Here is a 25,721-nt window from a genome sequence, read left to right on the forward strand (position 1 = left end):
TAGCCCAAACCGTCGGCCAGGGCCATTGGAAGCAGGCTCGCCTGGGGATCAGGTCCCCGGCGTGTTGCCGCGCATCGCCACCACGTCGCCACCGTCGGTCAACAGGTAGAGCATCCCGCCTGCCAGCGCCGGCGCCAGCGTCGTGCTGGCCGGCAGCTTGATTTCGCTGGCCTTCTCGCCGGTCAGCGGGTCGACCTCGACCATCCGGCCGAGGCTGTTGGCGACCAGCAGCCGGCCGCCAGCCAGCGTCGGCGGCCCCCAAATATAAGGGTCGCGGCGCTTCTCCGGGTTCTGGTAGCGGCCGAGCGGGGTGATCCAGCGGACCCGCCCGTCCTCCCGGCCGAGGCAGGCCAGGTCGCCGCCGGTGGTCACCAGGAAGATCCATTCCCCCGCCGCCCAGGGCGTCTCGCCCACCGCGACGTCGCGCTCCCAAAGTCGGCGGCCGGAGCGGAGGTCGATGGCGATCGCCAGCCCGCCCAGCCCCGCGGCGATGACCCGGTTGCGGTCGATCACCGGCATGGCTGTGATGGCGGCAATATCCGCCAGCCCGCCGCCGCGGGCGGAGGAAAGTGTCTCGCTCCAGATCAGCCTGCCGTCCTGGGTGCGCAGCGCGGCCAGTTCTCCGGACGCGAAACCGGCCACCACCGTCTCGCCTTCGACCGCCGGCGCCGGCAGGCCGAGCACCATGGTGGTAGTCGGTTGGCCCCGATAGGTCCATTGCCGCGCGCCATCGGTGATGGAGAGCGACAACAGGTGATTTTCGGTGGTCAGTACAAAAATCCGCCCGCCGGCCACGGTCGGCGCGCCACGGGCCGGGGCCGGCAAAGGCGCCCGCCAGCCGAGCTTGCCGGTCGCGGCATCGAAGGCCATCGCCTCGGCCAGGCCGGTCACGACGTAGAGGATGCCCGCGTCGAAGGCCAAGCCGGCGCCGAGCGCACCGTCGCGTTCCTTCTTGGGTCGCGTGTCGAAGGACCAGCGCTCGCGCCCGGTCGCGGCATCCAGTGCGGTGACCTCGCCATAGGCATCGGCAGCGAAGACCAGCCCGTTGGCCACGAGCGGCGGCGAGACCAGGCGGCGACGGTAGCCCGCGCCGGTGCCGATCGAGGTGCTCCAGACCTGCCGCAGCCCGCTGCCGAGCGCCGGATGGCCGGCCGCATGGCTGGGCACCCCGCCGGCCTGCGGCCATTCCGCCACGGCCGTGGCCGGCGGCAGGGCCACCGGGCGGGTCTCGTTCGGGTCCACGCCGAGCGCGCGGTCGGCGGTCAGGACAGGCTTGCGGTCGCCCTTGAGCGGGACCTTCCGCTCACCGAACCAATTGTCGAAGGTGTCGGTGATCGACTCGCAGCCGGCGAGCAGGCCGGCGCCGCCCAGGAGGGTGGCCCGACGGGTGAAGCGCCGCATGGAATCTCCTCGCATCAGCCGCCCAGGCCCGCCAGCAGCCGCCCGGCCCGGTCGCGCACGCCCTGCGGCGCCAGCGGATCGGTCGAGAGCGCCGTGAGGATCCGCTTCGCGGCATCGGTGTCGTTGCGCTTCATTGCGGCCAGCGCCCGGACTTCCTCTGCCGATGCCCGCCATGGCCCCTGCAGCAGCGGCGCCACCCGCGCCTCGACCGCCGCTGGATCGCCGGAATCGACGGAGTGCAGCCCCCAGAGCAGGTTTGCCAGGTCGCGGTAAAGCGGGTCGGTGCCGCTGTCGCGGGCGATTGCATCCCAGTCGGCGAGAGCGCCGGCCGTGTCGCCGGCTTCGGCCTTCAAGGCCGCGGCGCGCAGCCGGGAAAGCGTACGATAGCCGCCCGGGGCCTCGGCCGCCACGGCTTCGTAGCGGCTGGCGACGGATCTCAGGTCGGCATTCGGCTCGGTCGCGGCGCGCCCGGCGGCCAGGTAGGAATCCGCTGCCTTGCCGGCGCCCTGCGCCTCGTACCAGCGCCAGCCCTGCAGGCCGGCGACCCCGGCGACGACCAGCAGCGCGGCGCCGGTCAGCAGCCCGCCGTAACGCGCGAGCAGGCGTTTCATCCGCTCGGCGCGGAGGTCCTCCTCGACCTCGTCGAAGATATCGGGCACGCGGTGATCCTTGCGGCAGGGCCGCGCTGCATCGTGGTGGCGAAGCCTCGCTGCAGACCGGCAACGGGGCCGCGCTGCATAGCAGTCCCTTGGCGGGGCGTTAAGCCCGCAGCGCCCAGGATGGGCGGATGCCCTCCCGCTGCCTTTCCCGCCCCGGGCCCCTGCTGGGCCTTTGCCTCTTGCCGGCCCTCCTGTTGGGCTGCGATGCCTCGGTGACCGGCGGGCTGGCCGCAGCCAATCTCGGGAGCGTCATGGTGATCGGGCGCACCGTGCCGGATGCCGTGGTCTCGGCGATTTCTGGGCGGGACTGCTCCGCCGTGCGGCTGGACCAGGGGCAAGCCTATTGCCGGGTGCCGGAGCCGCCGCCGACCCCGCCGGCCTACTGCACCCGCTCGCTCGGGCGAGTGGATTGCTGGCGCGCACCACCTCTCGCCTTGCCGTTGCCCGTTGGCGTCGCCGATGGCCGCGCGGCGCTGACCGCCGAGCAGGAGGCGCACCGGACGCGGCGCTGGCCCGGGCTGTGGTGATGTCATCCGCCGCCGGTGCAGCACCGCGTCGCAGCATGTTTTCCGGTTTGCGCGGCTGTGCCTTTCGCGCGAGGCTTGCTGCAAACGAAGATCCGAGGGGGAAACATCCGATGACGTCACGCAGGGGATTCCTGGGCGCTGCGGCCGCGACCGGCGTCGCCTTTTGCAGCTGCGGGCTGCTCGAGTCCGCGCATGCCGCGGGCGCCACCAGGCGCCAGGCCGTCGCCGTGAACGGCAAGAAGGTCAAGACCATCGACGTGCACGCGCATTGCGTCTTCCTCGACGTCCTGCCACTGATCGACAACAACCGCTCGATCCTGGTGAACACCGTGCGCGGCGGGACCGAGGCGCCGATCGACGTCGCTACCCGCTTCGCCGCCATGGACGCCCAGAAGGTGGACATGGAAGTCCTCTCGGTGAACCCGTTCTGGTACGGGCGCGAGCGCGACGTCGCCGCGCAGATCGTCAAGATCAACAACACCAAGATGGCCGAGCTTTGTGCCGCCCATCCCGATCGCTTTGCCGGCTTCTGCTCGCTGACCCTGCAGGACCCGCAGCTCGCGGTGCAGGAACTCGAGACGGCGGTGAAGCAACAAGGGCTGAAGGGTGCGGCGGTCGGCACCAACTTCAACGGCACGCCCTTTGCCGACCCGCGCTTCCACCCGGTCTGGGCCAAGGCCGAGGAGCTGGGGGCGGCGCTGTTCTTCCACCCGCAAGGCGTGCCTGAACTCAGCAAGCAGCTCGCCGGCAATGGCTGGCTCACCAATGCTGTGGCCTATCCGACCGAGACCACCATCACCCTCTCGAAGCTGATCTTCGAAGGCACGCTCGACAGATTCCCCAACCTGAAGATCATCAGTGCGCATGGCGGCGGCTGGCTGCCGCACTATGCCGACCGGCAGGACCATGCCTGCCTAGTCAATCCGGGCGGCTGCGACCCGAACATCAAGCTGAAGAAGAAGCCGTCCGACTACCTGAAGCAGATGTACTTCGACAGCCTGGTCTTCACCCCGGAGGCGCTGCGCCACCTGACGGCAGTGGTGGGGGCCAGCCAGGTCATGCTGGGCAGCGACTACCCCTACCCGTGGGAGCTGAACCCGGTCGACCACATCTTCGCCACCAAGACGCTGAGCGATGAGCAGAAGCTCGACATACTCGGCCGGACGGCGGCAAAGGTGCTGAAGATCAAGGCCTGATCCGGCCCCGCGCCGGCCTGGCCGTCGCGTCGACCTGACGTTGACCCAGGCGCAAGTGACGCCACCTCTGTCGGGTGACGACATATATGCATTCGACGGGCGGGCCAGGCTGATGGCCTATCCCGCCCCCGCCTTCCCGACGACTCCCGCAGCCGCCCTCGCCCGCCCCTTGAAGCGGGCGATCGCCGGCCGGATCGTCTCCCTCTTCAACGACCAGGCCCGTGGCGAGCGTCCGGTCGCGCGCCGCCCGGACGGGCTCTTCGGCCCGAACTCGGTTGCCTGGCGGGTGCATGGCGATGTCGCCTCCATGATGGTGGGCGGCATCGCCGGGCTGATGCTGCAGATGCTCTATCCCGCAGTGCTGGCCGGGGTCTGGGACCATTCCCAATTCCGCAACGACCTGGCCGGCAGGCTGCGCCGTACCGCCCGCTTCATCGCCCTGACCACCTACGGCAGCCGCGCGGAAGCGGAGGCGGTGATCGACCGGGTACGCCGCATCCATGGTCATGTCCGCGGCACCCTGCCGGACGGCACGCCCTATGCGGCCAACGATCCCGAATTGCTGTCCTGGGTGCATGTGACGGAGGCGACCACCTTCCTCGAGGCCTGGATCCGCTATGCCGAGCCGGACATGCCGGGGCCCGACCGCGACCGCTACTTCGCCGAGATGGCTATGGTCGGCGCGGCGCTCGGCGCCGACCCGCTGCCGCGCAGCCGGGCGGAGGCGCGGGCGATCCTGCGCGCCATGCGGCCAAAGCTGCGGGTGGATGACCGCACGCGGGAGGTCGCCCGCATCCTGCTGACCCGCCGGGCGGAGACCACCTGGCAGGAGCCGCTGCAGCAGCTCACCCAGCAGGCCGGGCTCGACCTGCTGCCGGACTGGGCGCGACGGATGCACGGGCTGCCACCACCCCCTGCCCGGCCACTGCTGCGCGCCGGCACGCTCGGCGTGGCGCGGACGATCCGCTGGGCCTTCAGCTAGGGCAGGTCAGCTGAGCGGCGCGCAGGCCGCCCGCAGCCAGGCCGCCGTCGCCGGGTCGCAATGCGGCGCAACCTCGGCCAGGACCCGGGCCTGGTAGGCATCGATCCAGGCGCGCTCCGCCGGGGTGAGCAGGCCGGCCTCCACCAGCGCCCGGTCATAGGGCGCGAGGGTCAACGTCTCGAATTCCAGGAAGGGCTTTACCTGGTCCGGGCGCGCTTCCGCATCCCGTACCAGCAGCAGGTTCTCGATTCGGATGCCGTAATGCCCGGGCAGGTAGTAGCCCGGCTCGTCCGAGAGGATCATGCCCGGCGCCAGCGGCACCGGCTTGGCGGCCCGGCTGAAGGCTGCCGGCCCTTCGTGCACGGAAAGGAAGCTGCCGACGCCATGGCCGGTACCATGGTCGTAGTCGAGCCCGACCTCCCACAGCGCGCGCCGGGCGAAGGCGTCGAGGTGCGGCCCGGCGACACCCTTCGGGAAGCGCAGCGTTGCCAGCGCGATGTGGCCCTGCAGCACCCGCGTATAGCGGTCCCGCAGGCCCCTCGGGGCCGGCCCGGGCCCGGTCCAGAGGGTGCGGGTGACGTCGGTGGTACCGTCGAGGAACTGGCCGCCGCTGTCGATCAGGTAGCATTCCTCGGCGCCGATTGGCCGGTCGCTTTCATCCGTCGCGCGGTAGTGGATGACGGCGCCATGCTCGCCGGCGCCGCTGATGGCGGGGAAGCTTTCGGCCCGGAACAGCGGCACCTCGCGCCGGAAGGCCAGCAGCCGCTCGGCGGCGCTCATCTCGGTCTGCCGGCCGGCCGGCGCGGCGGTGGCGAACCAAGCGAGGAAACGGGCCAGCGCCACCGCGTCGCGCCGGTGCGCGGCCCGCGCGCCCTCCTGCTCCACCGGATTCTTGCAGGCGCGCGGCAGGCGGACAGGGTCGTCGCCGGCCATGACGTGGGCGCCAGCGGCACGCAGCGTTTCGGCAAACCAGGCCGGGGTCGCCTCCGGGTCCACCCGCACGGTCTTGCCGGCCAGCGTCTGCAGCGCCGCCGGCAGGGCGCCCCGCGGCTGCACCGTGACCTGGTTGCCGAGATGCGCGCGGGTCCCGGCCGGGACCTTGCCGGGATCCATGAAGAGTTCGGCCGAAGCATCCGCCCGCAGCAGGCCGAAGCCGAGGGCGAGTGGCGTATGCGCCAGGTCGCCGCCACGGATGTTGAACAGCCAGGCGAGCGAGTGACTGTCGGCCAGCACGGCGGCATCCTCGCCTGCATCCCGCAGCGCCTTCGCAGCTGCGGCGCGCTTGTCCGCCGCGCCGATGCCGGCCTGCTCCAGGGGATGCGGCATGGCGGCAGCCATGGGCGGCGCGGGACGCTCGGTCCAGATCGAATCCAACGGGTTCGTCGGCAGCGGCACCAGGGTGACCCCGGCCGGCTCCAGTCGCTTCAACGCGGCTTCCGGGTGCAGCCAGGGATCGTAGCCGATGCGGCGGCCGGCGGCGTGTTCCTTCAGCCAATCGGCCGCGGGCTGTTCGGTGATGTGCCGCAGTTCCCAGAGCGCGGGGTCGAGCTGCTGCTGTGCCTGCGTTGTGTAGCGGCCATCGGTGAAGAGCGCGGCGCGGTCGTTCAGCACCACGGCCAGCCCGGCGCTGCCGGTGAAGCCGGTCAGCCAGGCCAGCCGCTCGCCGGAGGGAGGGACGTATTCGCCGAGATGCTCGTCGGCGCGGGGAATGAGGAAACCTTCCACGCCGGCCTGGCGGAGTGCGGCGCGCAGCGCGGCAAGGCGTTCGGCGGGTGTCATCAGGGGCTCCTTCCCGGGTACGGCGAGTCTTGCCGGATTCGGCGGCGGGTGGAAGGTCGGCGAAGATGAACCAAAAATGCGCGTATTCACAGCGATCCATGTTCTCCACACATGGCTCCGCTGCCGCTTTCGCGCGCGTTCCGCTGCGTTTCCGTACCTATGTTGCACCTGCGAAGGCGGCGATCGGCCGCCCACGGCGCCGGGCCTCCCCGGCAGGACAGCTTTAGGACACCCAAAGAATGGACGCCCGTCTTACTCAGGCGGAATCCGCCTACCTCGTCTCCGCCACCTTCTCCGCGGAGCGGGAACGCGCCATGGCGCTGCGCCTGGCGGCCAGCGAGGCCTATCGCGCCGGCCTGCTGCGCGGCGCCACCCAGTTGCTCGCCCGTCTCGGCGATGCGCTGTTCGGCTGGGTCGAGCGCGCCCGCCTCCGCGCCGAGCTCGGCTCCCTCACCGACCGCGAACTGGCCGATATCGGCCTGTCCCGCGGCGATATCGGCCGCGTAGTCGACGCGTCCGAACCTGTGGCGGAGACGGCGCCAACGCGGCGCCCTGCTCGCATCGGGGCGCAGCAGGCGGCCTGACACCGCAAGGGGGCCGGCGGCGACGCCAGCTCCAAGCTTCGATGACGATACGGGGGCGATGCAGGCCCCGGGGTCCGAGGCATCGCCGTTCAGCATGGCAGGGTCGGCGTCATGCGCGCTTGTTGCACCGGTGGCGCTCCCGTCTCATGCCGGGATGCGCCCCGCCATCTGGACCACCGTCGCCGCCGCTGCCGCGTCCATCAGCCTGGCGTTGGGGATGCGGCAGACCTTTGGCCTCTTCCTGCTGCCGCTCTCGGCCGAGGCTGGCATCTCGCCCGCCGTGCTCGGCACCGCGGTCGCCATTCATAACTTGGTCTGGGGTCTTTCCCAGCCGGTCACCGGCTCATTGGCCGACCGCTACGGTGCCGGCCGGGTGATGGCGACGGGTGCGCTGCTGCTGGCCGCAGGTGTCGGCCTTCCGGCGCTCTGGACCACGGCTCCGGCAATCCTCATCGGCATCGGAATGCTGACCGGCATGGGCGTCTCCTGCTGCGGCACAGGTGCGGCGCTCGCGGCGGTCGGCCGGGCAGTGCCGCCGGAGCGTCGCGGCGAGATGATCGGCTTGGCCTCGGCCGGCGGCTCGCTCGGCCAGGCGGCGATGGTGCCGCTCGCGCAGAGCCTGATCGGCGGGGTCGGCGCCATAGCCACCCTCGGCATGCTGGGGATCAGCCTGCTGGTCATCCTGCCGATCTCGCGCGCGGTCGAATGGCAAGCACCGAAGCAGTCACCGGGCCGGCAGGCGACCGGCCTGGCCGGCCTGCCCGCGCTCGCGCAGCAGGCGCTGGCCGACCGCGGCTTCGCGCTGCTGACCGCCGGCTTCTTCGCCTGCGGCTTCCAGCTCGCCTTCCTGACCATGCACCTGCCAAGCCACCTGACCATTTGCGGCCTGCCGGCGGGGCTGGGGGCGATGGCGCTGATGACGGTCGGGCTGTTCAACATCCCGGGAAGCTGGCTTTGCGGCCGGGTCAGCAACTTCATGCAGCCGGAGCGCGCGCTGGCCATCATCTATGCGGTGCGCACGGTGGCGATCGCCTGCTTCGCCTTCACCACGCCGAGCTATGCCGGCACGATCGTCTTCGCCGCGGTGATGGGCTTCGTCTGGCTGGGCAGCATTCCGCTGACCAGCGCGGCGATCTCGCGGCGCTTCGGCGTGGCGGACCTCGGCGCGCTCTACGGTGTCTGCTTCCTCAGCCACCAGGTCGGCGGCTTCCTCGGCGCCGCGGCCGGGGCGGTGCTGCTGGAGACGGCGGGCAACTACCAGGCCTTCTGGCCGGTGATGATCGCGGTCGGGATCGCGGCCAGCGTGATGAACTGGATGGTGCGTGCGCCGCGGGTCGCCGCCGCTTAGGCGCGCCGCAGCACCAGCGTGGTCCAGGGGCCGACATTGATCCGGCGTTCAAGCCAGAGCCCCTGCCGCAGATGCGCCGCCAACACCATACGCGCCTGGGTGCCGAGCAGCCCCGCCAGGATCGCCGTGCCGCGTGGCGTCAGATGCGCAGCGAGGTCACGCGCCATGGCACAGAGCGGCCGCGCCAGGATATTGGCGAAGACAAGATCGTAGCACCCGCCCCTCACCGCCCGGTGCCGCCAGCCATCCGCCAGCCGCGCCGCGACGAAGCGCCGCATGCCGTTCAGCGCGGCATTCTCAGTGGCGACGCGGACCGACCATGGCTCGATATCGGTCGCCAGCACCGGGCAGTGCAACCGCTTCGCCGCGGCCAGCGCCAGGATAGCCGAGCCGGTGCCGAGATCGAGCACCCGCCGTGGCTTGCGATGGGCAATCGCCTCGAAGGCCATCAGGCACCCCTGCGTCGAGGCATGCTCGCCGCTGCCGAAGGCCAGTCCAGCATCGAGCCGCAGTACGGTGCGGCCATAGGCCACCGGGTTCGGCACGTGGGTCGGCCGGATCAGGAAGCGCCCGATCGGGAACTCCGCAAAGCTCTCGATGGTGCGGGCCAGCCAGCCCTCGGCCTCGATCCGGCCGACCTGCAGCGCCGGTGGCTCGATCCCGCCGACCGCAGCGGCGAGCGCGAGGGCGCCGGCCAGCTGGTCGTCGCCCCAGCCGGCCTCGCGCACACCCTCGACCCGCCAGGTATCAGTTGGCTCGTCGCGGAAGTAAGCGACGGTGACGCAGACGGTCTGCAGTGCCGCCTCGAAGCTCGGGACTGCTTCCTCCGGCAGGCCATCGACGGAAAGCAGTTCCAGCGGCTCCGCCCGGCGGCGGGACAGCGAGGTCGGCCATTCGTGGCCGGCGCTGGATGGCCGATCCGGAGCCTCACTGCCTCTGGCGCCGCGCTCCTCGGACGGCTGCATCAGGCACGCTCCAGGAAGCTGTCCATCACCCGCTTGGGGTCGGACTTCTCGAAATCCACGTCGACCCGGTTATCGTCGACGGAGGTGACCGTGCCATAGCCGAATTTCTTGTGGAACACGCGGTCACCGACCTGCAGCGGCTCGGCATGCGCCGGTCGTGCCTGCACTTCCCAGGCCCCGGCCTCGATGGTGCGGGGCTTGCGGGCCATCAGCCCGCCTGCGCCGGTGAAAACGGAGGGCATGTCCACCACGCGGTTGCGCGCCATGCCGGTGCTGCCCTCGCGCTGGACATGCTCGGCCGGCAACTCGTCGAGGAAGCGGGAGGGGATGGAACTCGACCAATTGCCGTAGATGCGCCGATTGGCGGCAGCGCTGACGATGGCCTGCTTGCGGGCGCGGGTCAGGCCCACATAGGCAAGACGCCGCTCCTCCTCGAGCCCCTTCTCGCCGCCCTCCTCCATCGCCCGGCTATGCGGGAAGAGGCCTTCCTCCCAGCCCGGCAGGAAAACCATGTCGAACTCCAGGCCCTTGGCGGCATGCAGCGTCATCAGCGACAGCCGGTCGCCGTTGGAATTCTCGTCAGTCTCCATCACCAGGGCGACGTGTTCCAGGAAGCCGGCCAGGGTCTCGAACTCGCCGAGGGCACGGATGAACTCCTTCAGGTTGTCGAGCCGGCCAGGCGCCTCGGGCGACTTGTCGTGCTTCCACATGTCGGTATAGCCGCTCTCGTCGAGCAGCGTCGCGGCGACCACCACATGGCCCTCGCGCGGCAGGCCCTCGCGCCAGCGGGCGAAGCCGTGCAGCAGCTCGGACAAAGCCATCTTGGCCTTCCCCGCCAAGCCGCCGCCCTGCACGAGCTTGGCCGCAGCCATGGTCAGCGGGATGCGCTCGGCCCGGGCGATCTCGTGCATCTTCCGCATCGCGGTGTCGCCGAGGCCGCGCTTCGGCGTATTGACGATGCGCTCGAAGGCCAGGTCGTCGGCCGGCTGGGCCAGCACGCGCAGGTAGGCCATGGCGTCGCGGATCTCGGCGCGCTCGTAGAATTTCAGCCCGCCGACGACGCGGTAGGGCACGCCGAGGGTGATCAGCCGCTCCTCGAAGGCGCGGGTCTGGAAGCCGGCGCGAACCAGGATGGCGATCTCGGCCAGCTTATGGCCGCTGCGCTGCGCCGCCTCGATCCGCTCGCCGACCATGCGGGCCTCCTCCTCGGAGTCCCAGAGCGAGACGACCCGCACCTTGTCGCCGTCGGCATCGTTGCGGCCGGTCCGCAGGGTCTTGCCGAGCCGCCCGCTATTGTGCGCGATCAGCCCGCTGGCGGCGCCGAGGATCGGCTTGGTGGAGCGATAATTGCTCTCGAGCCGCACCACCCGGGCATTCGGGAAGTCCTTTTCGAAGCGCAGGATGTTCTCGATCTCGGCGCCGCGCCAGGAATAGATCGACTGGTCGTCGTCGCCGACGCAGCAGATGTTCCTGTGGCCTTGGGCCAGCAGCCGCAGCCAGAGATACTGCACCAGGTTGGTGTCCTGGTATTCGTCCACCAGAATGTAGCGGAAGCGGCGGTGCCAGTCGGCCAGCACCTCCGGATGGCCGCGCAGAATCTCCACCATGTGCAGCATCAGGTCGCCGAAATCGGCGCAGTTCAGGTCGCGCAGCCGGGATTGGTAGGCAGCATAGAGCGCCCGCGCGCGGCCGCCGGCATAGTCGGTGTCCTCGGCCGGCGTCACGCGGTCCGGCGCGATGCCGCGATCCTTCCAGCGCTGCACCTGCGCCATCAACCCCTGCGCTGGCCAGCGCTTCAGGTCGATCCCCGCCGCGTCCATGACCTGCTTCAGCAGGCGCATCTGGTCGTCGGTGTCGAGGATGGTGAAGCCGCTGGTCAGCCCGACCAGCTCGGCATGCCGACGGAGCATGCGGGCGCAGAGCGCGTGGAAGGTGCCGAGCCAGAGCCCCTCAGCCGGGCGGCCGAGGATCGCCGAGACGCGTTCCCGCATCTCCCGCGCCGCCTTGTTGGTGAAGGTGACCGAGAGCACCTGGCCGGGGAAGGCGCGCTGCGTCATCAGCAGATGCGCAAAACGGGTGGTCAGCACCCGGGTCTTGCCGGTGCCGGCGCCGGCCAGGACCAGCAGCGGGCCATCCAGCGACTCGACCGCCTCTCGCTGCTCCGCATTCAGCCGGGCGAGATAGTCGGGCGCGGCACCGCCGGCGGGCGATGCCTCCATCCCGCCGCTCATCGGCAGGCCCCTACCGAGCCGGCGGCGCAGAGCCGGGTCCCATCGATCCAGCGCGCGCCCTCGAGTTGGGCATGCAGCAGGTCAGCACCCTCGAGCCGCGCGGCGGTGAGGTCGGCGCCGCGCAGGTCGGCGCGGAAGAAGCGAATGCGGCGCAGATCGGCCCCGACCAGCCGGGCCCCGGACAGGTTGGCGCGCGTCATGTCGGCCCGTAGCAGCTCCGCCTCAGTCAGGTCGGCGCCGCGGAGGTCGGCCGCGACGAAGCGGGCCGTGTAGCCCACCACGCCGCGCAGCGTGGCGCCGCGCAGGTCGCTGTTCGACAGCGAGGCGTCCCGCAGCACCGCCCCGGTCAGGTCAACATTCCGCAGGTCGCGCGCCTCCAGCAGGCAGCGCCGCCAGTCGATGCCGGGCGCCGGCTGCGCGGCGCATTGCGCCGCCTGGACCGGGGCAAGATGCAGGAGCAGCAGGGGGAGGAGCAGGAATGGTGTGCGCACACCGGCCGATATAGAACGGGAAGCGAACTCCTCCAACCGTCCCGGCGGTCCCCTGCCCCACCTTCTTCGCGCCCTCGCCTGGTCCGCGCGGCATGGCATTGCATTGCTGGCGGCGAGCATATTCGCCGGCATCGCCTGCGCGCCGCTGGCCGCGGCCAGCGGCCGCTGGTCACGCCTGCCGTCGCCCTGCTGATAATTCTGGTGGTGCTGCGCATCGACCCGGCGTCGGTGTTCGCCTGGTTCCGGCGGCCGCTGCTGGTGCTGGGCCTGGCCACCTGGGTGCTGGTCGCCTTCGTGGCCACCGGGGCGGTCGGGCTGGACGGGCCGCTCGGCGCCGGGATGGTGCTCGGGGCGGCGGCCTGTGCGCCGGTATCCGCCCCTGCCTCCGCCCGGCTGGTCGGACTGGATGCGGAGATCCGCCTGGTCGTCTCGGTGCTGACCATGCTGCCGATGCCCTTCACCGCGCCATCGTTGGCGCTCGGGCTGCTCGGGCTCGAGCTGACCATTGTCCTTCCCGGCCTGATGCTGCGGCTGCTGGCGATCGTCGGACTGCCGGCGCTCCTGGCCCTGAGGGCTGCGCGCGGTATTGGGACCGGCGCGGTCGGGCCCGGACGGTGCTGGACGGAAGCATGGTGCTGATCCTGGTTGTCTCCGCCTTCGGCGGAATAGACGGCGTTCAGGTCCGCCTGATCGCCGATCCGCTCTGCGTGCCGGGCTGCGTGGCTCTGGCCATGGCAGGCAATTTCGTCTCAATGCGCTGGCGCTGCGGCGGCTGAGGCGCAATCTCGCGCTCGCGGCCGGGATGCTGGCGGGCAACCACAGCCGGGCGCTGTTTCTGGCGGTGCTGCCGGCTGCGGCGGATCCCGGCGTGCCGCTGTTCCTCGCGCTCGGCGAGGTGCCCATGTTCCTCTCGCTCTTGCTGCTGCGGCCGGTCTATGCCCGGCTGCTGGACGAAGGAGGCGGCGCATGACCGGCAGGGCCACCATCACCTGGTATTTCGACACGATCTCCCCCTTCGCCTGGATCGCCCTGCCGGCGATCGAGGCTATGTCGGCGCGGCAGCCGGTTATCCTGGCGCCGGTGGTGCTCGGCGCGGTGCTGGCACATTGGGGCAGCGTCGGCCCGGCGGAACTGCCGCCGAAGCGGCTGCACACCTATCGGCTCAGCCAGTTCTGCGCCGACCGGGCCGGCCTGCCGCTGCGCTACCCGCCGCGCCATCCCTTCCGCTCGCTGGAGGTGCAGCGGCTGCTGACCGCGCTCGGCGCCACGCCCGCCGCGGTGCGGACGGCCTTCGCCTTCATCTGGCAGGAAGGGCGCGATCCCGGCGAGCCGCAGGAATTCGCCGCACTCTGCGAGCGGCTGGGCGTGGCCGACTATGAAGAGCTGGTCGCGGCGCAGGACGCCAGGACGGCGCTGCGCGCCACGACCGAGGCGGCGACGGCGGCCGGCATCTTCGGCGTGCCGACGCTGCGGATCGGCGGAGAGATTTTCTGGGGCTCCGACGCCATGCCCATGGCCGAGGCCTATCTCGCCTGTCCCGGCCTTTTCGATGGCGGAGAAATGGCACGCCTCGCCAGCATCCCCGCCGCCGTCGAGCGCCGGCGTTGAAGCAGATCGCCGAAGCGCGGAAACGCCTGCAGGCGCGACAGGACACGGGATCGCGGCGGGCGGCCCCGAAGGTTCGGCCCGCCGCGGCAGCGCCTATTCCGCCGCCTGCCTGTAGCGCCGGGCATACTGGGTGAGTGCATCGTCCGGCACCGGCAGAATAGGCGTGAAATCCTGATGCGCGATCCAGTCGGGCCTGGTCGGCTTGCGGATGTGGTTGGAGACCGCATTCAGCGTCAGGTATACGATCTTCCGCGGATAGGGCGTGATGTTCGGCGCCGAGCCATGCACCAGGTTGCCATGGAACATCAGCACACCGCCCGGCTTGCCGGTCGGCGCGACGATCCCGCCCTCCTGCACCAGCTCCGTCACCACCGCGTCGTCCAATGTCCACAGCGGATAGGACGTGGTGCTGAGGTCGTGCCCCGCCTGCAGGTTGCCATGCGCCTGGCTGCGCGGGATCAGCATCAGCGGGCCATTGATCGGCATCACCTCGTCGAGGAAGACCGCGATGTTCATGGCGCGCGGCTCCGGCATCCCGTCGTCGCGCAGCCAGGTGCCGTAATCCTGGTGCCACTGCCAGACATCGCCGGTGAAGGCCGCCTTCGCGTTGATCTTGAACTGATGCATGTAGAGCTGCTCGCCGAAGAGCTGCTCGATCGGCTCGATCAGCCGCGGATGCGCGCCGAGCAGGCGGAAGGCCTCGTTGTAGGTATGCGCAGCGAAGGCAGTGCGCGGCGCACCGGATTTCTCGCGCCAGATCTCCGGGCGGTTGGCGGCGTAGATCGCCTCGGCCTCCTCGCGCAGCGCGGCGACTTCCTCGGCCGAGAAGGTCTCCGGCAGGAACAGCCAGCCTTCTTCCTGGAATTGGCGAACCTGGTCGTCTGACAGGCGCATCGTCCTTCTCCCTTCCTGGACGTTTGCCGCATCCTAGGCCGCGGCGGCGGCGGACCAAAGGCTTTCCCGCAGCTGACAGGGCGGGGCAGGATGCGACAAAGACCACGGAGGAACGCATGACCCAACGGTTCGGCCGACGCCCCCTCGTCGCTGCCGCCCTCGCCGCACCTTTTTCCGCGCGGGCGCAACCCGATTGGCCCAGCCGCCCGGTTCGAGTGGTGATCTCCTGGCCGCCCGGCGGCGGCGCCGATATCCCGATGCGGCTGGCCGCGCCGGCGATGCAGCAGGTGCTCGGCCAGCCACTGGTGCTGGAGAACCGCGCCGGCGCCAGCGGTTCGGTCGGCGCCGGGGTCGTCGCCCAGGCGGCCCCCGACGGCTACACCACGCTGGCCGATACCGCCGGCGGTTCGGTCAACCACCTGCTGATCCCGAGCCTGCCCTACGACTTCGCTAAGCAGTTGACGCCGATCAGCCAGATGGTCCGCTCGCCGCTGGTCTGCGTGGTGCGGGCAGACCACCCCTCCCAAACCCTGCCGGCGCTCATCGAGCGGCTGCGGGCGGCGCCGGGGCAGATCCCCTATGCTTCCTCCGGCGTCGGCACGGCGACGCATCTGGCGCCGGCGCTGCTGCTGCGGCGGGCCGGGGTGACCGCCAACCATGTCTCCTATCGCGGCGGCGCCGCCTCGATCGCAGGCATCCTGGCAGGGGACGCCGAATTCGTCTTTTCCACCCTGCCCTCGGCGACGCCGCTGATCCATGAGGGCCGATTGCGCGGCCTGGCCGTCAGCATCGCCCAACGCCTGCCCAACCTGCCGGGCATCCCGACGGTACAGGAACAGGGTTTCCCGGATTTCGACGTCGCGGACTGGCTCGGCTTCTACGCTCCGGCCGGGACACCGGCACCGATCATCGCCCGGTTGGCGGAGGCGGCGCAGGCAGGCATGCGCGACCCGAATGCAGTGAAGCGCCTGGGCGAGATCGGCATGATCCCGGTCGGCAGCAGCCCGGCCGAGTTCATCGCCTTCTTTAACGACCAGCGAGCCCGCATGGGAGCGCTGATCCTGGCCGAGGGAATCAAGGTCGAATGACCCGCCGCGGCACCCTGGCGCTGCTCGGCGTCGCCGCCCTGCCCCGCGGCGCCGGTGCCGAGGCCGGCTACCCGACCCGGCCGATCCGCGTGGTGGTCGCCTGGCCGGCCGGTGGCGGCGTCGATACGCCGACTCGCCTCGTCTCGGTTGTCATGGGGCGCGTCCTCGGCCAGCCGCTGGTGCTCGACAACCGCGGCGGCGCCACCGGCTCGATCGGCGCGGCTGAGGCATCGCGCGCCGCGCCGGACGGCTACACCATCCTGGCCGACGGGCTCAGCTTGACCACCAATGCGCTGACGATGCTCGGCCTGAGCTACAACCCGCTGACCGCCTTCGCGCCGATCTCGCAGATGGTCTCGGCACCGATGCTGCTGGTGGCGCGGGCCGACCACCCCGCGCGCAGTCTGGCGCAGCTGCTGGACATGGCGCGGGAGAATCCGGGCAAGCTGACCTACTTTTCCTCCGGCATCATGGGCGGGCCGCATACCACCGGCTTGGCGCTACTGCGCCGGGCCGGGGCCACTGCCGCCCATGTCCCCTATCGCGGCGGCAGCCAGTCGATCGCCGGGGTGATGGGGGGAGACACCGATTTCGGCTTCTCCACCCTGCCGCAGGCGGTGCCTCTGGTGCGGGAGGGGCGGCTTCGCGCGCTTGGCGTCTCCTCGCTCGAGCGGATGCCGACATTGCCCGAGATTCCGACCATTGCCGAGCAGGGCTTCCCGGGCTTCCAAAAGATGGAGACCGCCAACCTATGGGCCCCCGCAGGCACCCCGACCGAGGCCATCGCCCGGCTGCGCGACGCGGTGGTGGCCGCCCTGGCCGATCCCGAGGTGCGGAGCCGGCTGGAGACGCTGGGAATGAAACCGGTGGGCAGCATGCCGGCCGAACTCGGCGCCGCCACGGCCGCGCATACCGCCGCCGTCGCTGAGCTTTACCGGATCGAGGGCCTCAGGCCGGACTAGCCGCGGCCCGCGGCCGTGCACCCAGGATATGGGCGATGGCAAAGACCAGGTCGGGCCGGTTCAGCGTGTAGAAGTGGAACTCGTCCACGCCATTGGCCTGCAGCAGCCGCACCTGCTCGGCCGCGACCACGGCCGCCACCATGCGGCGGGTCTCGACGTCGTCCTCCAGGCCCTCGAACAGCCGGCCCATCCAATCCGGCACCCCGGCGCCGCACATGGCGGAAAATTTCTTCATCTGGGTGAAATTCGAGACCGGCATGATGCCGGGTACGATCGGCATGGTAATGCCGGCCGCCAAGCAACGGTCGAGGAAGCGGAGAAAGACGTCGCTGTCGAAGAAGTACTGGGTAATCGCCCGAGTCGCCCCGGCATCGATCTTCCGCTTCAGGTTGTCGAGGTCATGGTCGGCCGACAGCGCGGTCGGGTGGACCTCGGGGTAGGCGGCGACGCTGATCTCGAAGGGCGCGACGCGGGTCAGGCCGGCAACCAGGTCGGCGGCATAGGCATAGCCCTCCGGATGCGCCTCGTAGCGCTCGGCCCCGGCCGGCGGGTCGCCGCGCAGCGCCACGATGTGCCGCACGCCGGCCGTCCAATAGGCCCGGGCCACGTCGTCGACCTCCCCGCGGGAGGCACCGACGCAGGTCAGGTGCGCCGCCGGGGTCAGCGAGGTCTCCTGCACGATCCTCGAGAGGGTCGCATGCGTCCGCGCCTGGGTGGTCCCGCCGGCGCCATAGGTGACCGAGACGAAACGCGGCGCCAGGGGCTCCAGCCGCCGGATGCAGGACCAGAGCTGGGATTCCAGCGCATCGGTCTTCGGCGGGAAGAACTCGAAGGACAGCGCCGGTGCCGGCAGGGCCGCGAGTTGCGGCAGGCCGTCGACGCGCGGGCCGGTCAGCCAGCGCTGCAGCGTGCCGCGCGTGGCCTCGGGACGGCGCCGGTCGGCCGGCTCGGTGAAGGTCTGGTCCATGATTTTCCCTAAGCCACCAATCAACGTCTTCGCAAGCGGGGCACCCGATACAGTTTGTGGCGTTGCAGCAAAACACCAACCGCCATAATGGCCGTCGTGATCACGGCGAATGGCGGGAGGTTGACCAACCTTCCGCGGTTCACCGTGGCAATTGATTGCGTTATATTAACGCAAAAGGGCTCCGCCGCCAATGCGCCTGACCATCAGATCCCGGTCTCGTACCAGCGTGTCCCGCTGCACCGTCGCGCTGATGGCGCTGGCGATTCTGGCTGGCTGCGCCACTCGTCCCGATCCGAACGATCCCGAAGAGGTCGCCGAGTTTAAGCAAACCAACGACCCGATCGAGCCCTTCAACCGGAGCATGTTCGCGGTGCACCAGGGAATTGACCGATTGGTCCTGCGTCCCGTTGCGGTTGCCTATCGCGATGTCGTGCCGCCGCCGATCCGCACCGGGATCCGCAACGTGCTCGGCAATCTCAGAACGCCGGTCATCCTGGCGAACGACATGCTGCAGGGCGAGCCCCGTCGCGCTGGCGACACGCTCGGCCGATTCCTGATCAACACCACGTTAGGTCTTGGAGGCATCTTCGACGTTGCCGGCAATCAATTCGGGGTCAAGGGCCATAGCGAGGATTACGGACAGACCCTGGCGGTCTGGGGTGTCGGCGAGGGGGCCTATCTGTTCATCCCGGTCCTCGGTCCATCCAATCCACGCGACCTGACCGGGTTTGGCCTGGGCATTGCCAGCGACCCGCTGACCTGGGTCGGCCAGGGTGTCACGGTCGACGTGCTGACCGGCACCCGCGCCGGCATGAGCGTGGTCGATACCCGCGAATCGCTCATCGAGGTGATCGACATCGTCAACAGCGAGTCGCTCGATCCCTACGCGACGTTGCGGAGCGCTTATCGCCAGCGCCGCAACGCCGAGATCCGCAACGCCAACGACAACACGGCGCCGTCCGCAGCCGGCGGCACCGGCTTTGGTGTCGGTACCGGTATCAAGCCGCCGCCGCCGGGCACCCCGCTGCCGCGCTGACCGACCTGGAGAGACCAGAATGACCGCATTTCCCCGCCGCATGCTGCTGGGCGCCGGCCTCGGCCTGCCCTTTGCCGGCCGCGCCCTGGCGCAGCAGGATATCGGCCGCGCCGCCAGCTTCATCCAGACCACCGGCCAGGACCTGGTGGCCGCCATCAACGACACGCGCGCCGATGTCGCCGCGCGCCGGCTGAAGGTCGCCGCGGTGCTGCGGAAAGCGGTGGACATCGAGGGCGTCGGCCGCTTCATCCTCGGCCGCTGGTGGCGCCAGGCAACGCCGCAGGAGCAGGCGGAATACGTGAAGCTGTTCGAGGAGACGCTGATCCGCAACCTTTCGGCCCGTTTCGGCGAATACCAGGGCGTGCGCTTCTCGCTCGGCCGCAGCCAGCAGCGGACCGAAGACGACGTACTGGTCAACACCATCATCGAGCGGCCGAACAGCGCGCCCTTCGCCCTCGACTGGCGGGTTGGCGAGGTCGGCGGTCAGCCCAAGGTGGTGGACGTGATCGCCGAGGGCACCTCGCTGCGGCTCACCCAGCGCAGCGAGTATTCCTCGGTCATCCAGCAGAACAATGGCTCAGTCGCCGCACTGCTGGCGGCGATGAAGCGCCAGATCCAGCAGCTCGCGGCCCGGGAACAGGGCGCGCGTTAAGGGTCGGCTGCCGGCCGCCTCACGCCGCGTCGCGCGGCACCTGCCCGATACGCGACGCGGGCGCTGCCGCCGGCGCATGGAGGTCGAAGGTGCGGGCGCCGATCTCGGCCGGCATCGGCGCCAGCCAGGGTGAGGCAACCAGCGCGGCGGCAGCATCGGCTCGCCCGGCGGCCCAGCGCTCCTCCATGGTACGGCGGCTGAACTCGTAGTCCTTGGCCTGGCCCTGCGGCTGGTCCGGCCGGTAGATCAGCTGGACGATGTCCATGGTGGTGACGCAGCCATAGGCATAGAGGAATTGCGCTTCCGGGGTTGCTCGCAGCGCGTCCGGCAGCATCTCGAACAGCGCGTTGATGTTGTGCCGGACGTCATGCGCGTTGCGCAGCATGTCGGTCACGGCGCGGGTGCGGCTGGAATAGCGGATGTCCTTGTCGCGCTCGGCGACCTCCGCCAAGGTGGTCGGCAGCGCCCCGCGGGAGGGGAAGACATCCACTTGGAAGGTCAGGCGGCTGCGGCGGGGGATGTATTCCAGCACGTATTGCAGCGGCGTGTTGGAGACCAGTCCGCCGTCCCAGTAGTGCTCGCCGTCGATCTCGATGGCCGGGAAGCCCGGCGGCAGGGCGCCGCTGGCCATGACGTGCTCCGGCCGGATGGTGATCTCGGCATTGTCGAAATAGGCAAAGTTGCCGGTGCGCACATTCACCGCGCCGACGCTGAAGCGCATCTGCTTCGCATTGATCCGGTCGAAATCCACAAGGGCCTCCAGCGTCCCCTTCAGCGCGGCGGTGTCGTAGTAGCTGACCGGCTCGGGCCCGAGCAGCCAGTCCATCGCCTGCCGCGGCGCGAAGAAGCCGGGCTGGCCGAGCAGCAGGGCACTGGCGGCGCCGAGTTGGCGGTAATCCACCCAGCCGGCTGCGAGCGCGCCCTGCCAGCATCCCGCCAGGGTACTCGCCGGCGCGGTGATGCCTTCCCAGAACTGCCGTAGTTTAGCCACGCGCTCGCCAGGTGGGTTGCCGGCGATGATCGCGGCATTGATGGCGCCGATAGAGATGCCGGCCACCCAGTCGGGCAGATAATCGGACCCGGACAATGCTTCGTAGACCCCGGCCTGGTAGCTGCCGAGCGCGCCGCCGCCCTGCAGGACCAGGGACACCTTCTTGTCGTAGCTGGCGGTACGTGGCGGCGCGGGGGGCGTCGAGATCGGCATGAAGACTCCTTCAGCGGTCGAGGGGGTTTAGCGCCACCGACCGGCTCGGCACATGCAACACTCCGGTAAGCCACGCGCCACCGCAGCCGCGAGACCGCGAGACAGGTGCCGCTGCCCGCGACTGCGCCACTTCCAGCTTTGGCCGGCCGCCGCGGTCCCGCCGCAGCTGGCGGCAAGGACAATGCGGATGGCACCGTACCGCGTCGAAAAGCTTCCAGCCGCGACGCCGGGATGCTCTGCTGAGGCCAAGCACGATCACCGGGAGGAGAATCGCCATGCGCCGACGGAGCCTCGCCCTCACCCTGCTCGCCGCCCTATTGCCGGCTGCTGCGGGTGCCTTTCCCGACCGCCCGATCACGCTGGTAACCGGTTACGCGCCCGGCGGCAGCACCGACATCGCCGCCCGTATCCTCGCCGACCGAATGCCGTCTTATCTGGGGCCGGAGGCGCGGATGCTGGTGGACAACCGGCCGGGCGCGGCCGGGGTCATCGCCACCGAATGGCTGAAACGCCAGCCGGCGGACGGCTATACCATCATGGTGACGGAGACCGGTGCCTCGGCTGCCGCGCCGGCGGCGATGATCGGCGGCACGCGCTACGATCCGGTGACCGACTTCACCCATATCGGCATCGTCAGCACGCCGCCCGGCGTGCTGGTGGTGACCGAGAGCCTGCCCGGCCGCACGCCGGCGGAGGTGCTGGAGACGCTGCGCCGTGCCGCGCCGGACCAGCTGACCTATGCGAGCTCCGGCGTCGGCGGCGTACTGCACCTGCGTGCAGAGATGCTCGCACAGGCCTTCGGCACGCGCTACGTCCACGTGCCCTATCGCAGCGGCGCGCAGATGGTGCAGTCGATCATGACGGGGGAATCGCAATTCGGCATCGCCGCCCTCGCCTCCGCCACGCCGCTGATGCGCGACGGCAAGATCCGCGGCATCGCTATGGTCGGCGACCGGCGTTTCCCGCTCTACCCGGATATCCCGACGCTCGGGGAGCTCGGCGTGCCCGGCTTCGACAATGGCGGCTACTTCCTGCTCATCGCCCCGGCTGGCCTGCCATTGCGGGTGGCGGAGACGCTGAATCGGGCACTGCAGCAGACCTTGATGGAGCCGATCGTGCGCGACCGGATGCTGACCGCGGGGCACGAGCCGCCGGAAGGGCCGAACGATCTGGCCGCGGCGCGCGCCTTCATGATGCGGGAATACGAGACGTACCGGAAGATCGTCGAGCAGACCGGCGTTCGCCTGCAGCCCTGACCGAAAGGATCAAGCCGTGCGGCGGCTCTCGTAGACGATCATCCGGCGATCCCGATAAAGGAAGGCATCGCATTCGACCATGCCGATATCCTGCAAGACGGTGCGGGATGCCAGGTTCTCCACCCAGGCGACGGCGATGATGCGCTTCAGCCCGGCGCGATGGCCGAAATCGAGGCCGGCCTTCGCCGCTTCCCGCGCATAGCCCTTGCCGCGGCATTCCGGCCAGAGTGCGAAGCGCATCGCCACGCCACGGCCATCCGGCCGTTCCATCAGCCCGGCGATGCCGAGGAACTCCCCGGTCGCGGTCAGCCAGACGCACCAGGTGCCGTAGCCCCTCACCTGCCAGAACTCGATATCGTCCTCAAGTTCGTCGCGCACGCGGTCCTCCGAGCGGACACCGTGCAGCATCAGCTCGAAGACCCTTGGATCCGACTTCAGCCGGATCAGGTCTGGCAGGTTCTCCCGGCCCGGCGGCACCAGCGTCAGACGCTCGGTGCGGACCAGCCGCCCGGGCAGCGGGACGGTCGGCGCGAGCCGCATGCTTCGCCTATCGGGTCAGCGGCCGGTACTTGATGCGGTGCGGCTGGTCGGCCGCGGCGCCCAGGCGGCGGCGCTTGTCGGCTTCATAGGCCTGGAAGTTGCCCTCGAACCACTCGACATGGCTGTCGCCTTCGAAGGCCAGGATATGCGTCGCCAGCCGGTCGAGGAACCAGCGATCGTGGCTGATGATCACCGCGCAGCCGGCGAAGTCCTGCAGCGCCTCTTCCAGCGCGCGGAGCGTGTCGACGTCGAGGTCGTTGGTCGGCTCGTCGAGCAGCAGCACGTTGTGCGGACGCTTCAGCATCTTCGCCAGATGGACGCGGTTGCGCTCGCCGCCCGAAAGCACGCCGACCGGCTTCTGCTGGTCGCCGCCCTTGAAGTTGAAGGCGGCGCAATAGGCGCGGCTGGGCACGCTGCGCTTGCCCATGGTGATCTGGTCCATGCCGTCCGAGATTTCCTGCCAGACGGTCTTCTTGTCGTCGAGGCTGTCGCGGCTCTGGTCGACATAGCCGAGTTCGACGCTCTCGCCGACGACCAGCGTGCCGCTGTCCGGCTTGTCGACGCCGGTAATCATCTTGAACAGCGTGGTCTTGCCGGCGCCGTTCGGGCCGATGACGCCGACGATTCCGCCCGGCGGCAGCTTGAACGACAGGTCGTCGATCAGCATGCGGTTGCCGAAGCCCTTGCGGAGCTGGTCGGCGACGATGACGGTGTTGCCGAGCCGCGGCGCCGGCGGAATCTGGATCTCGGTCGGGTCGGGCGCCTTTTCCAGGCTTTTCGCCAGCAGGTCCTCGTACTTCGAGATACGTGCCTTCGACTTGGCCTGGCGGGCGGCCGGGCTGCGGCCGATCCATTCCTGCTCCTCCGCCAGTTGCCGCTGGCGGGAGCTTTCCTCCTTCTCCTCCTGCGCAAGGCGCTTGCGCTTCTGTTCAAGGTAGGCGGAATAGTTGCCCTGATAGGGAATGCCCCGGCCGCGATCGACCTCCAGGATCCAGTTGGTGACGTTGTCGAGGAAGTAGCGGTCGTGGGTCACGATCAGCACCGCGCCGACATAGTCGCGCAGCGTGGTCTCGAGCCAGGAGACGCTCTCGGCATCCAGGTGGTTGGTCGGCTCGTCGAGCAGCAGCATCTCCGGCTTCTCAAGCAGCAGCCTGCACAGCGCGACGCGCCGGCGCTCGCCGCCCGAAAGCGTGGTCACCGGGCTGTCCGCCGGCGGGCAGCGCAGCGCATCCAACGCGATCTCGACCGTGCGGTCGATCTCCCAGCCATTGCCGGCGTCGATCTTCTCCTGCAGGTCGGCCTGCTCCGACAGCAGGGCGTTCATCTCGTCGTCGGTCATCTCCTCGCCGAACTTCATCGAGATCTCGTTGAAGCGGTCGAGGTATCCCTTCATGTCCTTGAAGGCGAGCATGACGTTCTCGCCGACGGTCAGGTCGGGCTCGAGATGCGGCTCCTGCGACAGGTAGCCGACGCGGACGCCTTCCGCAGCCCAGGCCTCGCCGCCAAATTCCTTGTCCTGTCCGGCCATGATGCGCATCAGGGTCGACTTGCCCGCACCGTTCGGGCCGAGCACGCCGATCTTCACATCCGGCAGGAAGGAGAGGGTGATGCCTTTGAAGACCTCACGGCCGCCCGGATAGGACTTGGTGAGGTCTTTCATCACGTAGGCGTACTGGTAGGAGGCCATGGGGCGGTAACCTGTCGGGCGGGGGGTTCGGCGCCCCTCATAGCCGCTGCGGCCCCATCGCGCCAAGGCGGGACAGGGCGGCGGCCCCCTGCCCCGTCAGCCCAGCTTGATCCCCGCCTCCCGGATCACCTGCTCGCACAGGATCCGCTGGGCCGCGAGCCAGGTGGCGAATTCGGCCGGAGTATTGCCGACCATGATGGCGCCGGCCGCATCCATCCGCTGCCGCACCGAGGCATCTGCCGTCGCCTGGGCGATCGCGGCGCCAAGGCGGTCGATAATCGGCTGCGGCGTGCCGGCGGCGGCGAAGACGCCGTTCCAGTCGTTCATGTCGTAGCCGGGGAAGCCGCTCTCGGCCAGGGTCGGGACATCCGGCAGGGTCGGCACCCGCTGCGGGCTGGTCACCGCCAGCACCCGCGCCTGGCCGGCCTGCACCGGCGGCCGGATCGAGGAGGTGGTGATCAGCACCGCATCCAGCACGCCGGCGGCGATGTCGCGCGCGGCGTCGGCGCCGCCACGATAGGGGGTGTGGATCAGCCTGATGCCGGCGCGGCGCTGGAAGACCTCCCCAGCCAGGTGAGCCATGCCGGCGGCCGGCGGCGTGCCGTAGCTGATGGTGTTCGGACGGTCGCGCGCGACGGCGATGAACTCCTCGATCGTCCGCGCCGGGAAGTCCCGCTTCACCGCGATCACCTGCGGGAACTGGCAGAACTGCGACACGGGGATGAAGGCGGTGCGGTAGTCGAAGCCGAGGTCCTTCATCAGCGGCGGGTTGGTCAGTTGATTCGCCGCGTCAACCAGGAAGGTGTAGCCATCCCGCGGCGACTGCAGCGTGGCGTTGGCGGCGATGACGGCATTGCCGCCGGTGCGGTTTTCGATCACCACGGATTGGCCGAGGATGTCGCCGAGCTTCTGCCCGACGGTCCGGGCCGCGGTATCCGCCGCACCGCCGGCGGCAAAGGCGACGATCAGCCGGACGGGACGGTTCGGCCAGTCCCCTACCCCCTGTGCCAGGGCCAGGGCCGGGACCGCCGATGCGAGCACGGCCCGGCGGGTGATCCTCACAGCGTGTTCTCCCGCCCGTAGCGGCGCTCGAAGGCGGCGATCTCGTCCTCGTAGGTCGCCGTCAGGCCGAAATCGTCGAGGCCCTGCAGCAGGCAATGCTTGGCGAAAGGATCGATCTCGAAGGGATGGACCGTGCCATCAGGGGCGGTCACCGTCTGCAGCGGCAGGTCGACCGCGAGGCGCGCACCCGGCGCGGCCTCCAGCTGCGCGATGATGCTCTCGACCGCCTCGGCCGGAAGGACGACGGGCAGCAGCCCGTTCTTGGTGCCGTTATTGCGGAAGATGTCGCCGAAGCTGGGGGCGATGGCGCAGCGAAAGCCCGCATCGAACAGCGCCCAGACCGCGCTTTCACGCGAACTGCCACAGGCAAAGTTACGGCCGGCGACGACGATCCTGGCTGGCCGCCACTCCGGCCGGTTCAGCGGGAAGTCAGGGTCCGACGTGCCGTCCGGCGAGAGGCGCGCGTCGTGGAACAGGAACTGGCCGTGGTCCACCTCCCGCGGGCGGGACAGGAAGCGGGCGGGGATGATGCGGTCGGTGTCGATGTTCGGCTGCGGCAGCGGCACAGCCACAGCTTCGAGGCGACGGAAGGCTTCCATGGC

At 70.0% G+C, this 25,721-nt stretch carries 27 protein-coding genes; 14 read left to right on the top strand and 13 right to left on the bottom strand.

Features of this window, described 5'->3' with window-relative positions; translation table 11 throughout:
- Positions 1 to 48: 48 nt before the first annotated feature.
- Together E2C06_RS00665 and E2C06_RS00670 are read right to left on the bottom strand one after the other, a co-directional pair.
- A complete protein-coding gene (locus E2C06_RS00665) occupies positions 49 to 1,401 on the bottom strand; it encodes an outer membrane protein assembly factor BamB family protein (RefSeq protein ID WP_241671046.1) in 1,353 nt (450 codons plus the stop codon).
- 14 nt (positions 1,402 to 1,415) lie between these two features.
- Positions 1,416 to 2,060 (bottom strand): tetratricopeptide repeat protein, encoded by a 645-nt coding sequence (locus E2C06_RS00670; protein ID WP_133286648.1) that lies wholly within the window; start codon positions 2,058 to 2,060, stop codon positions 1,416 to 1,418.
- Positions 2,061 to 2,188: 128 nt separating this feature from the next.
- Here E2C06_RS00670 and E2C06_RS37260 point away from each other — a divergent pair, with 128 nt between their 5' ends.
- From E2C06_RS37260 to E2C06_RS00685, 3 genes are all read left to right on the top strand, one after another.
- Complete coding sequence (locus tag E2C06_RS37260; protein WP_165982130.1) at positions 2,189 to 2,587, top strand: hypothetical protein; 399 nt, start codon at positions 2,189 to 2,191, stop codon at positions 2,585 to 2,587.
- Between the two features lie 110 nt (positions 2,588 to 2,697).
- The gene (locus E2C06_RS00680; RefSeq protein WP_133286649.1) at positions 2,698 to 3,783 is read left to right on the top strand and encodes an amidohydrolase family protein; all 1,086 of its coding nucleotides are present in this window, start codon (positions 2,698 to 2,700) and stop codon (positions 3,781 to 3,783) included.
- A gap of 112 nt (positions 3,784 to 3,895) precedes the next feature.
- Complete coding sequence (locus E2C06_RS00685) at positions 3,896 to 4,765, top strand: oxygenase MpaB family protein (RefSeq protein ID WP_133286650.1); 870 nt, start codon at positions 3,896 to 3,898, stop codon at positions 4,763 to 4,765.
- A gap of 6 nt (positions 4,766 to 4,771) precedes the next feature.
- On the opposite strand, the gene E2C06_RS00690 is transcribed toward E2C06_RS00685, so the two are convergent.
- Positions 4,772 to 6,544, bottom strand: a complete 1,773-nt coding sequence (locus E2C06_RS00690) for an aminopeptidase P family protein (RefSeq protein WP_133286651.1) — start codon at positions 6,542 to 6,544, stop codon at positions 4,772 to 4,774.
- A gap of 239 nt (positions 6,545 to 6,783) precedes the next feature.
- Between E2C06_RS00690 and E2C06_RS00695 the strand changes: the two genes are divergently transcribed.
- Both E2C06_RS00695 and E2C06_RS00700 read left to right on the top strand, forming a co-directional pair.
- Positions 6,784 to 7,128 (top strand): DUF1127 domain-containing protein, encoded by a 345-nt coding sequence (locus tag E2C06_RS00695; protein ID WP_133286652.1) that lies wholly within the window; start codon positions 6,784 to 6,786, stop codon positions 7,126 to 7,128.
- A 154-nt stretch (positions 7,129 to 7,282) separates the two neighbouring features.
- Positions 7,283 to 8,476: an MFS transporter gene (locus E2C06_RS00700; protein WP_165982131.1), complete on the top strand. Its 1,194-nt coding sequence runs from the start codon at positions 7,283 to 7,285 to the stop codon at positions 8,474 to 8,476.
- Here E2C06_RS00700 and E2C06_RS00705 read toward each other — a convergent pair.
- Genes E2C06_RS00705 through E2C06_RS00715 form a run of 3 tightly spaced genes read right to left on the bottom strand, consistent with a single transcriptional unit; the run spans position 8,473 to position 12,163 of the window.
- The gene (locus E2C06_RS00705; RefSeq protein WP_133286654.1) at positions 8,473 to 9,441 is read right to left on the bottom strand and encodes a 50S ribosomal protein L11 methyltransferase; all 969 of its coding nucleotides are present in this window, start codon (positions 9,439 to 9,441) and stop codon (positions 8,473 to 8,475) included. The genes E2C06_RS00700 and E2C06_RS00705 overlap by 4 nt on opposite strands.
- On the bottom strand, positions 9,441 to 11,660 hold the full coding sequence (locus tag E2C06_RS00710) for an ATP-dependent helicase (RefSeq protein ID WP_370451393.1): 2,220 nt from the start codon (positions 11,658 to 11,660) through the stop codon (positions 9,441 to 9,443). The genes E2C06_RS00705 and E2C06_RS00710 overlap by 1 nt, the downstream gene beginning before the upstream one ends.
- 8 nt (positions 11,661 to 11,668) lie before the next feature.
- On the bottom strand, positions 11,669 to 12,163 hold the full coding sequence (locus E2C06_RS00715; RefSeq protein WP_241671047.1) for a pentapeptide repeat-containing protein: 495 nt from the start codon (positions 12,161 to 12,163) through the stop codon (positions 11,669 to 11,671).
- A gap of 201 nt (positions 12,164 to 12,364) precedes the next feature.
- Between E2C06_RS00715 and E2C06_RS00720 the strand changes: the two genes are divergently transcribed.
- From E2C06_RS00720 to E2C06_RS00725, 4 genes are read left to right on the top strand one after another with little or no spacing between them, the layout of a single operon-like run.
- On the top strand, positions 12,365 to 12,802 hold the full coding sequence (locus tag E2C06_RS00720; protein WP_133286656.1) for a hypothetical protein: 438 nt from the start codon (positions 12,365 to 12,367) through the stop codon (positions 12,800 to 12,802).
- Complete coding sequence (locus E2C06_RS37265) at positions 12,793 to 12,939, top strand: hypothetical protein (protein WP_165982132.1); 147 nt, start codon at positions 12,793 to 12,795, stop codon at positions 12,937 to 12,939. The genes E2C06_RS00720 and E2C06_RS37265 overlap by 10 nt, the downstream gene beginning before the upstream one ends.
- 26 nt (positions 12,940 to 12,965) lie before the next feature.
- Entirely contained in the window at positions 12,966 to 13,133 is a 168-nt protein-coding gene (locus E2C06_RS37270) for a hypothetical protein (RefSeq protein ID WP_165982133.1), read from the top strand.
- The gene (locus tag E2C06_RS00725) at positions 13,130 to 13,771 is read left to right on the top strand and encodes a 2-hydroxychromene-2-carboxylate isomerase (protein WP_133286657.1); all 642 of its coding nucleotides are present in this window, start codon (positions 13,130 to 13,132) and stop codon (positions 13,769 to 13,771) included. The genes E2C06_RS37270 and E2C06_RS00725 overlap by 4 nt, the downstream gene beginning before the upstream one ends.
- Before the next feature lie 93 nt (positions 13,772 to 13,864).
- On the opposite strand, the gene E2C06_RS00730 is transcribed toward E2C06_RS00725, so the two are convergent.
- Positions 13,865 to 14,665 (bottom strand): phytanoyl-CoA dioxygenase family protein, encoded by an 801-nt coding sequence (locus E2C06_RS00730; RefSeq protein ID WP_133286658.1) that lies wholly within the window; start codon positions 14,663 to 14,665, stop codon positions 13,865 to 13,867.
- A gap of 116 nt (positions 14,666 to 14,781) precedes the next feature.
- Here E2C06_RS00730 and E2C06_RS00735 point away from each other — a divergent pair, with 116 nt between their 5' ends.
- The gene (locus tag E2C06_RS00735; RefSeq protein WP_133286659.1) at positions 14,782 to 15,753 is read left to right on the top strand and encodes a Bug family tripartite tricarboxylate transporter substrate binding protein; all 972 of its coding nucleotides are present in this window, start codon (positions 14,782 to 14,784) and stop codon (positions 15,751 to 15,753) included.
- Positions 15,750 to 16,715: a Bug family tripartite tricarboxylate transporter substrate binding protein gene (locus E2C06_RS00740; protein ID WP_133286660.1), complete on the top strand. Its 966-nt coding sequence runs from the start codon at positions 15,750 to 15,752 to the stop codon at positions 16,713 to 16,715. The genes E2C06_RS00735 and E2C06_RS00740 overlap by 4 nt, the downstream gene beginning before the upstream one ends.
- Here E2C06_RS00740 and metF read toward each other — a convergent pair.
- On the bottom strand, positions 16,702 to 17,682 hold the full coding sequence (metF, locus tag E2C06_RS00745) for a methylenetetrahydrofolate reductase [NAD(P)H] (RefSeq protein WP_133286661.1): 981 nt from the start codon (positions 17,680 to 17,682) through the stop codon (positions 16,702 to 16,704). The two genes, E2C06_RS00740 and metF, sit on opposite strands and share 14 nt — an antisense overlap.
- Before the next feature lie 190 nt (positions 17,683 to 17,872).
- Between metF and E2C06_RS00750 the strand changes: the two genes are divergently transcribed.
- Positions 17,873 to 18,718, top strand: a complete 846-nt coding sequence (locus E2C06_RS00750; protein WP_133286662.1) for an MlaA family lipoprotein — start codon at positions 17,873 to 17,875, stop codon at positions 18,716 to 18,718.
- A gap of 19 nt (positions 18,719 to 18,737) precedes the next feature.
- Positions 18,738 to 19,370 (top strand): MlaC/ttg2D family ABC transporter substrate-binding protein, encoded by a 633-nt coding sequence (locus E2C06_RS00755; RefSeq protein ID WP_133286663.1) that lies wholly within the window; start codon positions 18,738 to 18,740, stop codon positions 19,368 to 19,370.
- 19 nt (positions 19,371 to 19,389) lie between these two features.
- Here E2C06_RS00755 and E2C06_RS00760 read toward each other — a convergent pair whose 3' ends face one another.
- On the bottom strand, positions 19,390 to 20,574 hold the full coding sequence (locus E2C06_RS00760; protein ID WP_241671048.1) for a DUF3734 domain-containing protein: 1,185 nt from the start codon (positions 20,572 to 20,574) through the stop codon (positions 19,390 to 19,392).
- Between the two features lie 275 nt (positions 20,575 to 20,849).
- Here E2C06_RS00760 and E2C06_RS00765 point away from each other — a divergent pair, with 275 nt between their 5' ends.
- On the top strand, positions 20,850 to 21,830 hold the full coding sequence (locus E2C06_RS00765; protein WP_133286664.1) for a Bug family tripartite tricarboxylate transporter substrate binding protein: 981 nt from the start codon (positions 20,850 to 20,852) through the stop codon (positions 21,828 to 21,830).
- Positions 21,831 to 21,839: 9 nt separating this feature from the next.
- On the opposite strand, the gene E2C06_RS00770 is transcribed toward E2C06_RS00765, so the two are convergent.
- From E2C06_RS00770 to leuD, 4 genes are all read right to left on the bottom strand, one after another.
- A complete protein-coding gene (locus E2C06_RS00770; RefSeq protein ID WP_133286665.1) occupies positions 21,840 to 22,370 on the bottom strand; it encodes a GNAT family N-acetyltransferase in 531 nt (176 codons plus the stop codon).
- A 7-nt stretch (positions 22,371 to 22,377) separates the two neighbouring features.
- On the bottom strand, positions 22,378 to 24,057 hold the full coding sequence (ettA, locus tag E2C06_RS00775; RefSeq protein WP_133286666.1) for an energy-dependent translational throttle protein EttA: 1,680 nt from the start codon (positions 24,055 to 24,057) through the stop codon (positions 22,378 to 22,380).
- A 96-nt stretch (positions 24,058 to 24,153) separates the two neighbouring features.
- Complete coding sequence (locus tag E2C06_RS00780; protein ID WP_133286667.1) at positions 24,154 to 25,119, bottom strand: Bug family tripartite tricarboxylate transporter substrate binding protein; 966 nt, start codon at positions 25,117 to 25,119, stop codon at positions 24,154 to 24,156.
- Positions 25,116 to 25,718, bottom strand: a complete 603-nt coding sequence (gene leuD / locus E2C06_RS00785; protein ID WP_133286668.1) for a 3-isopropylmalate dehydratase small subunit — start codon at positions 25,716 to 25,718, stop codon at positions 25,116 to 25,118. The genes E2C06_RS00780 and leuD overlap by 4 nt, the downstream gene beginning before the upstream one ends.
- Positions 25,719 to 25,721 lie beyond the last annotated feature (3 nt).

It is taken from the genome of Dankookia rubra (assembly GCF_004355005.1).
Classification (GTDB): Bacteria; Pseudomonadota; Alphaproteobacteria; order Acetobacterales; family Acetobacteraceae; genus Paracraurococcus; species Paracraurococcus ruber_A.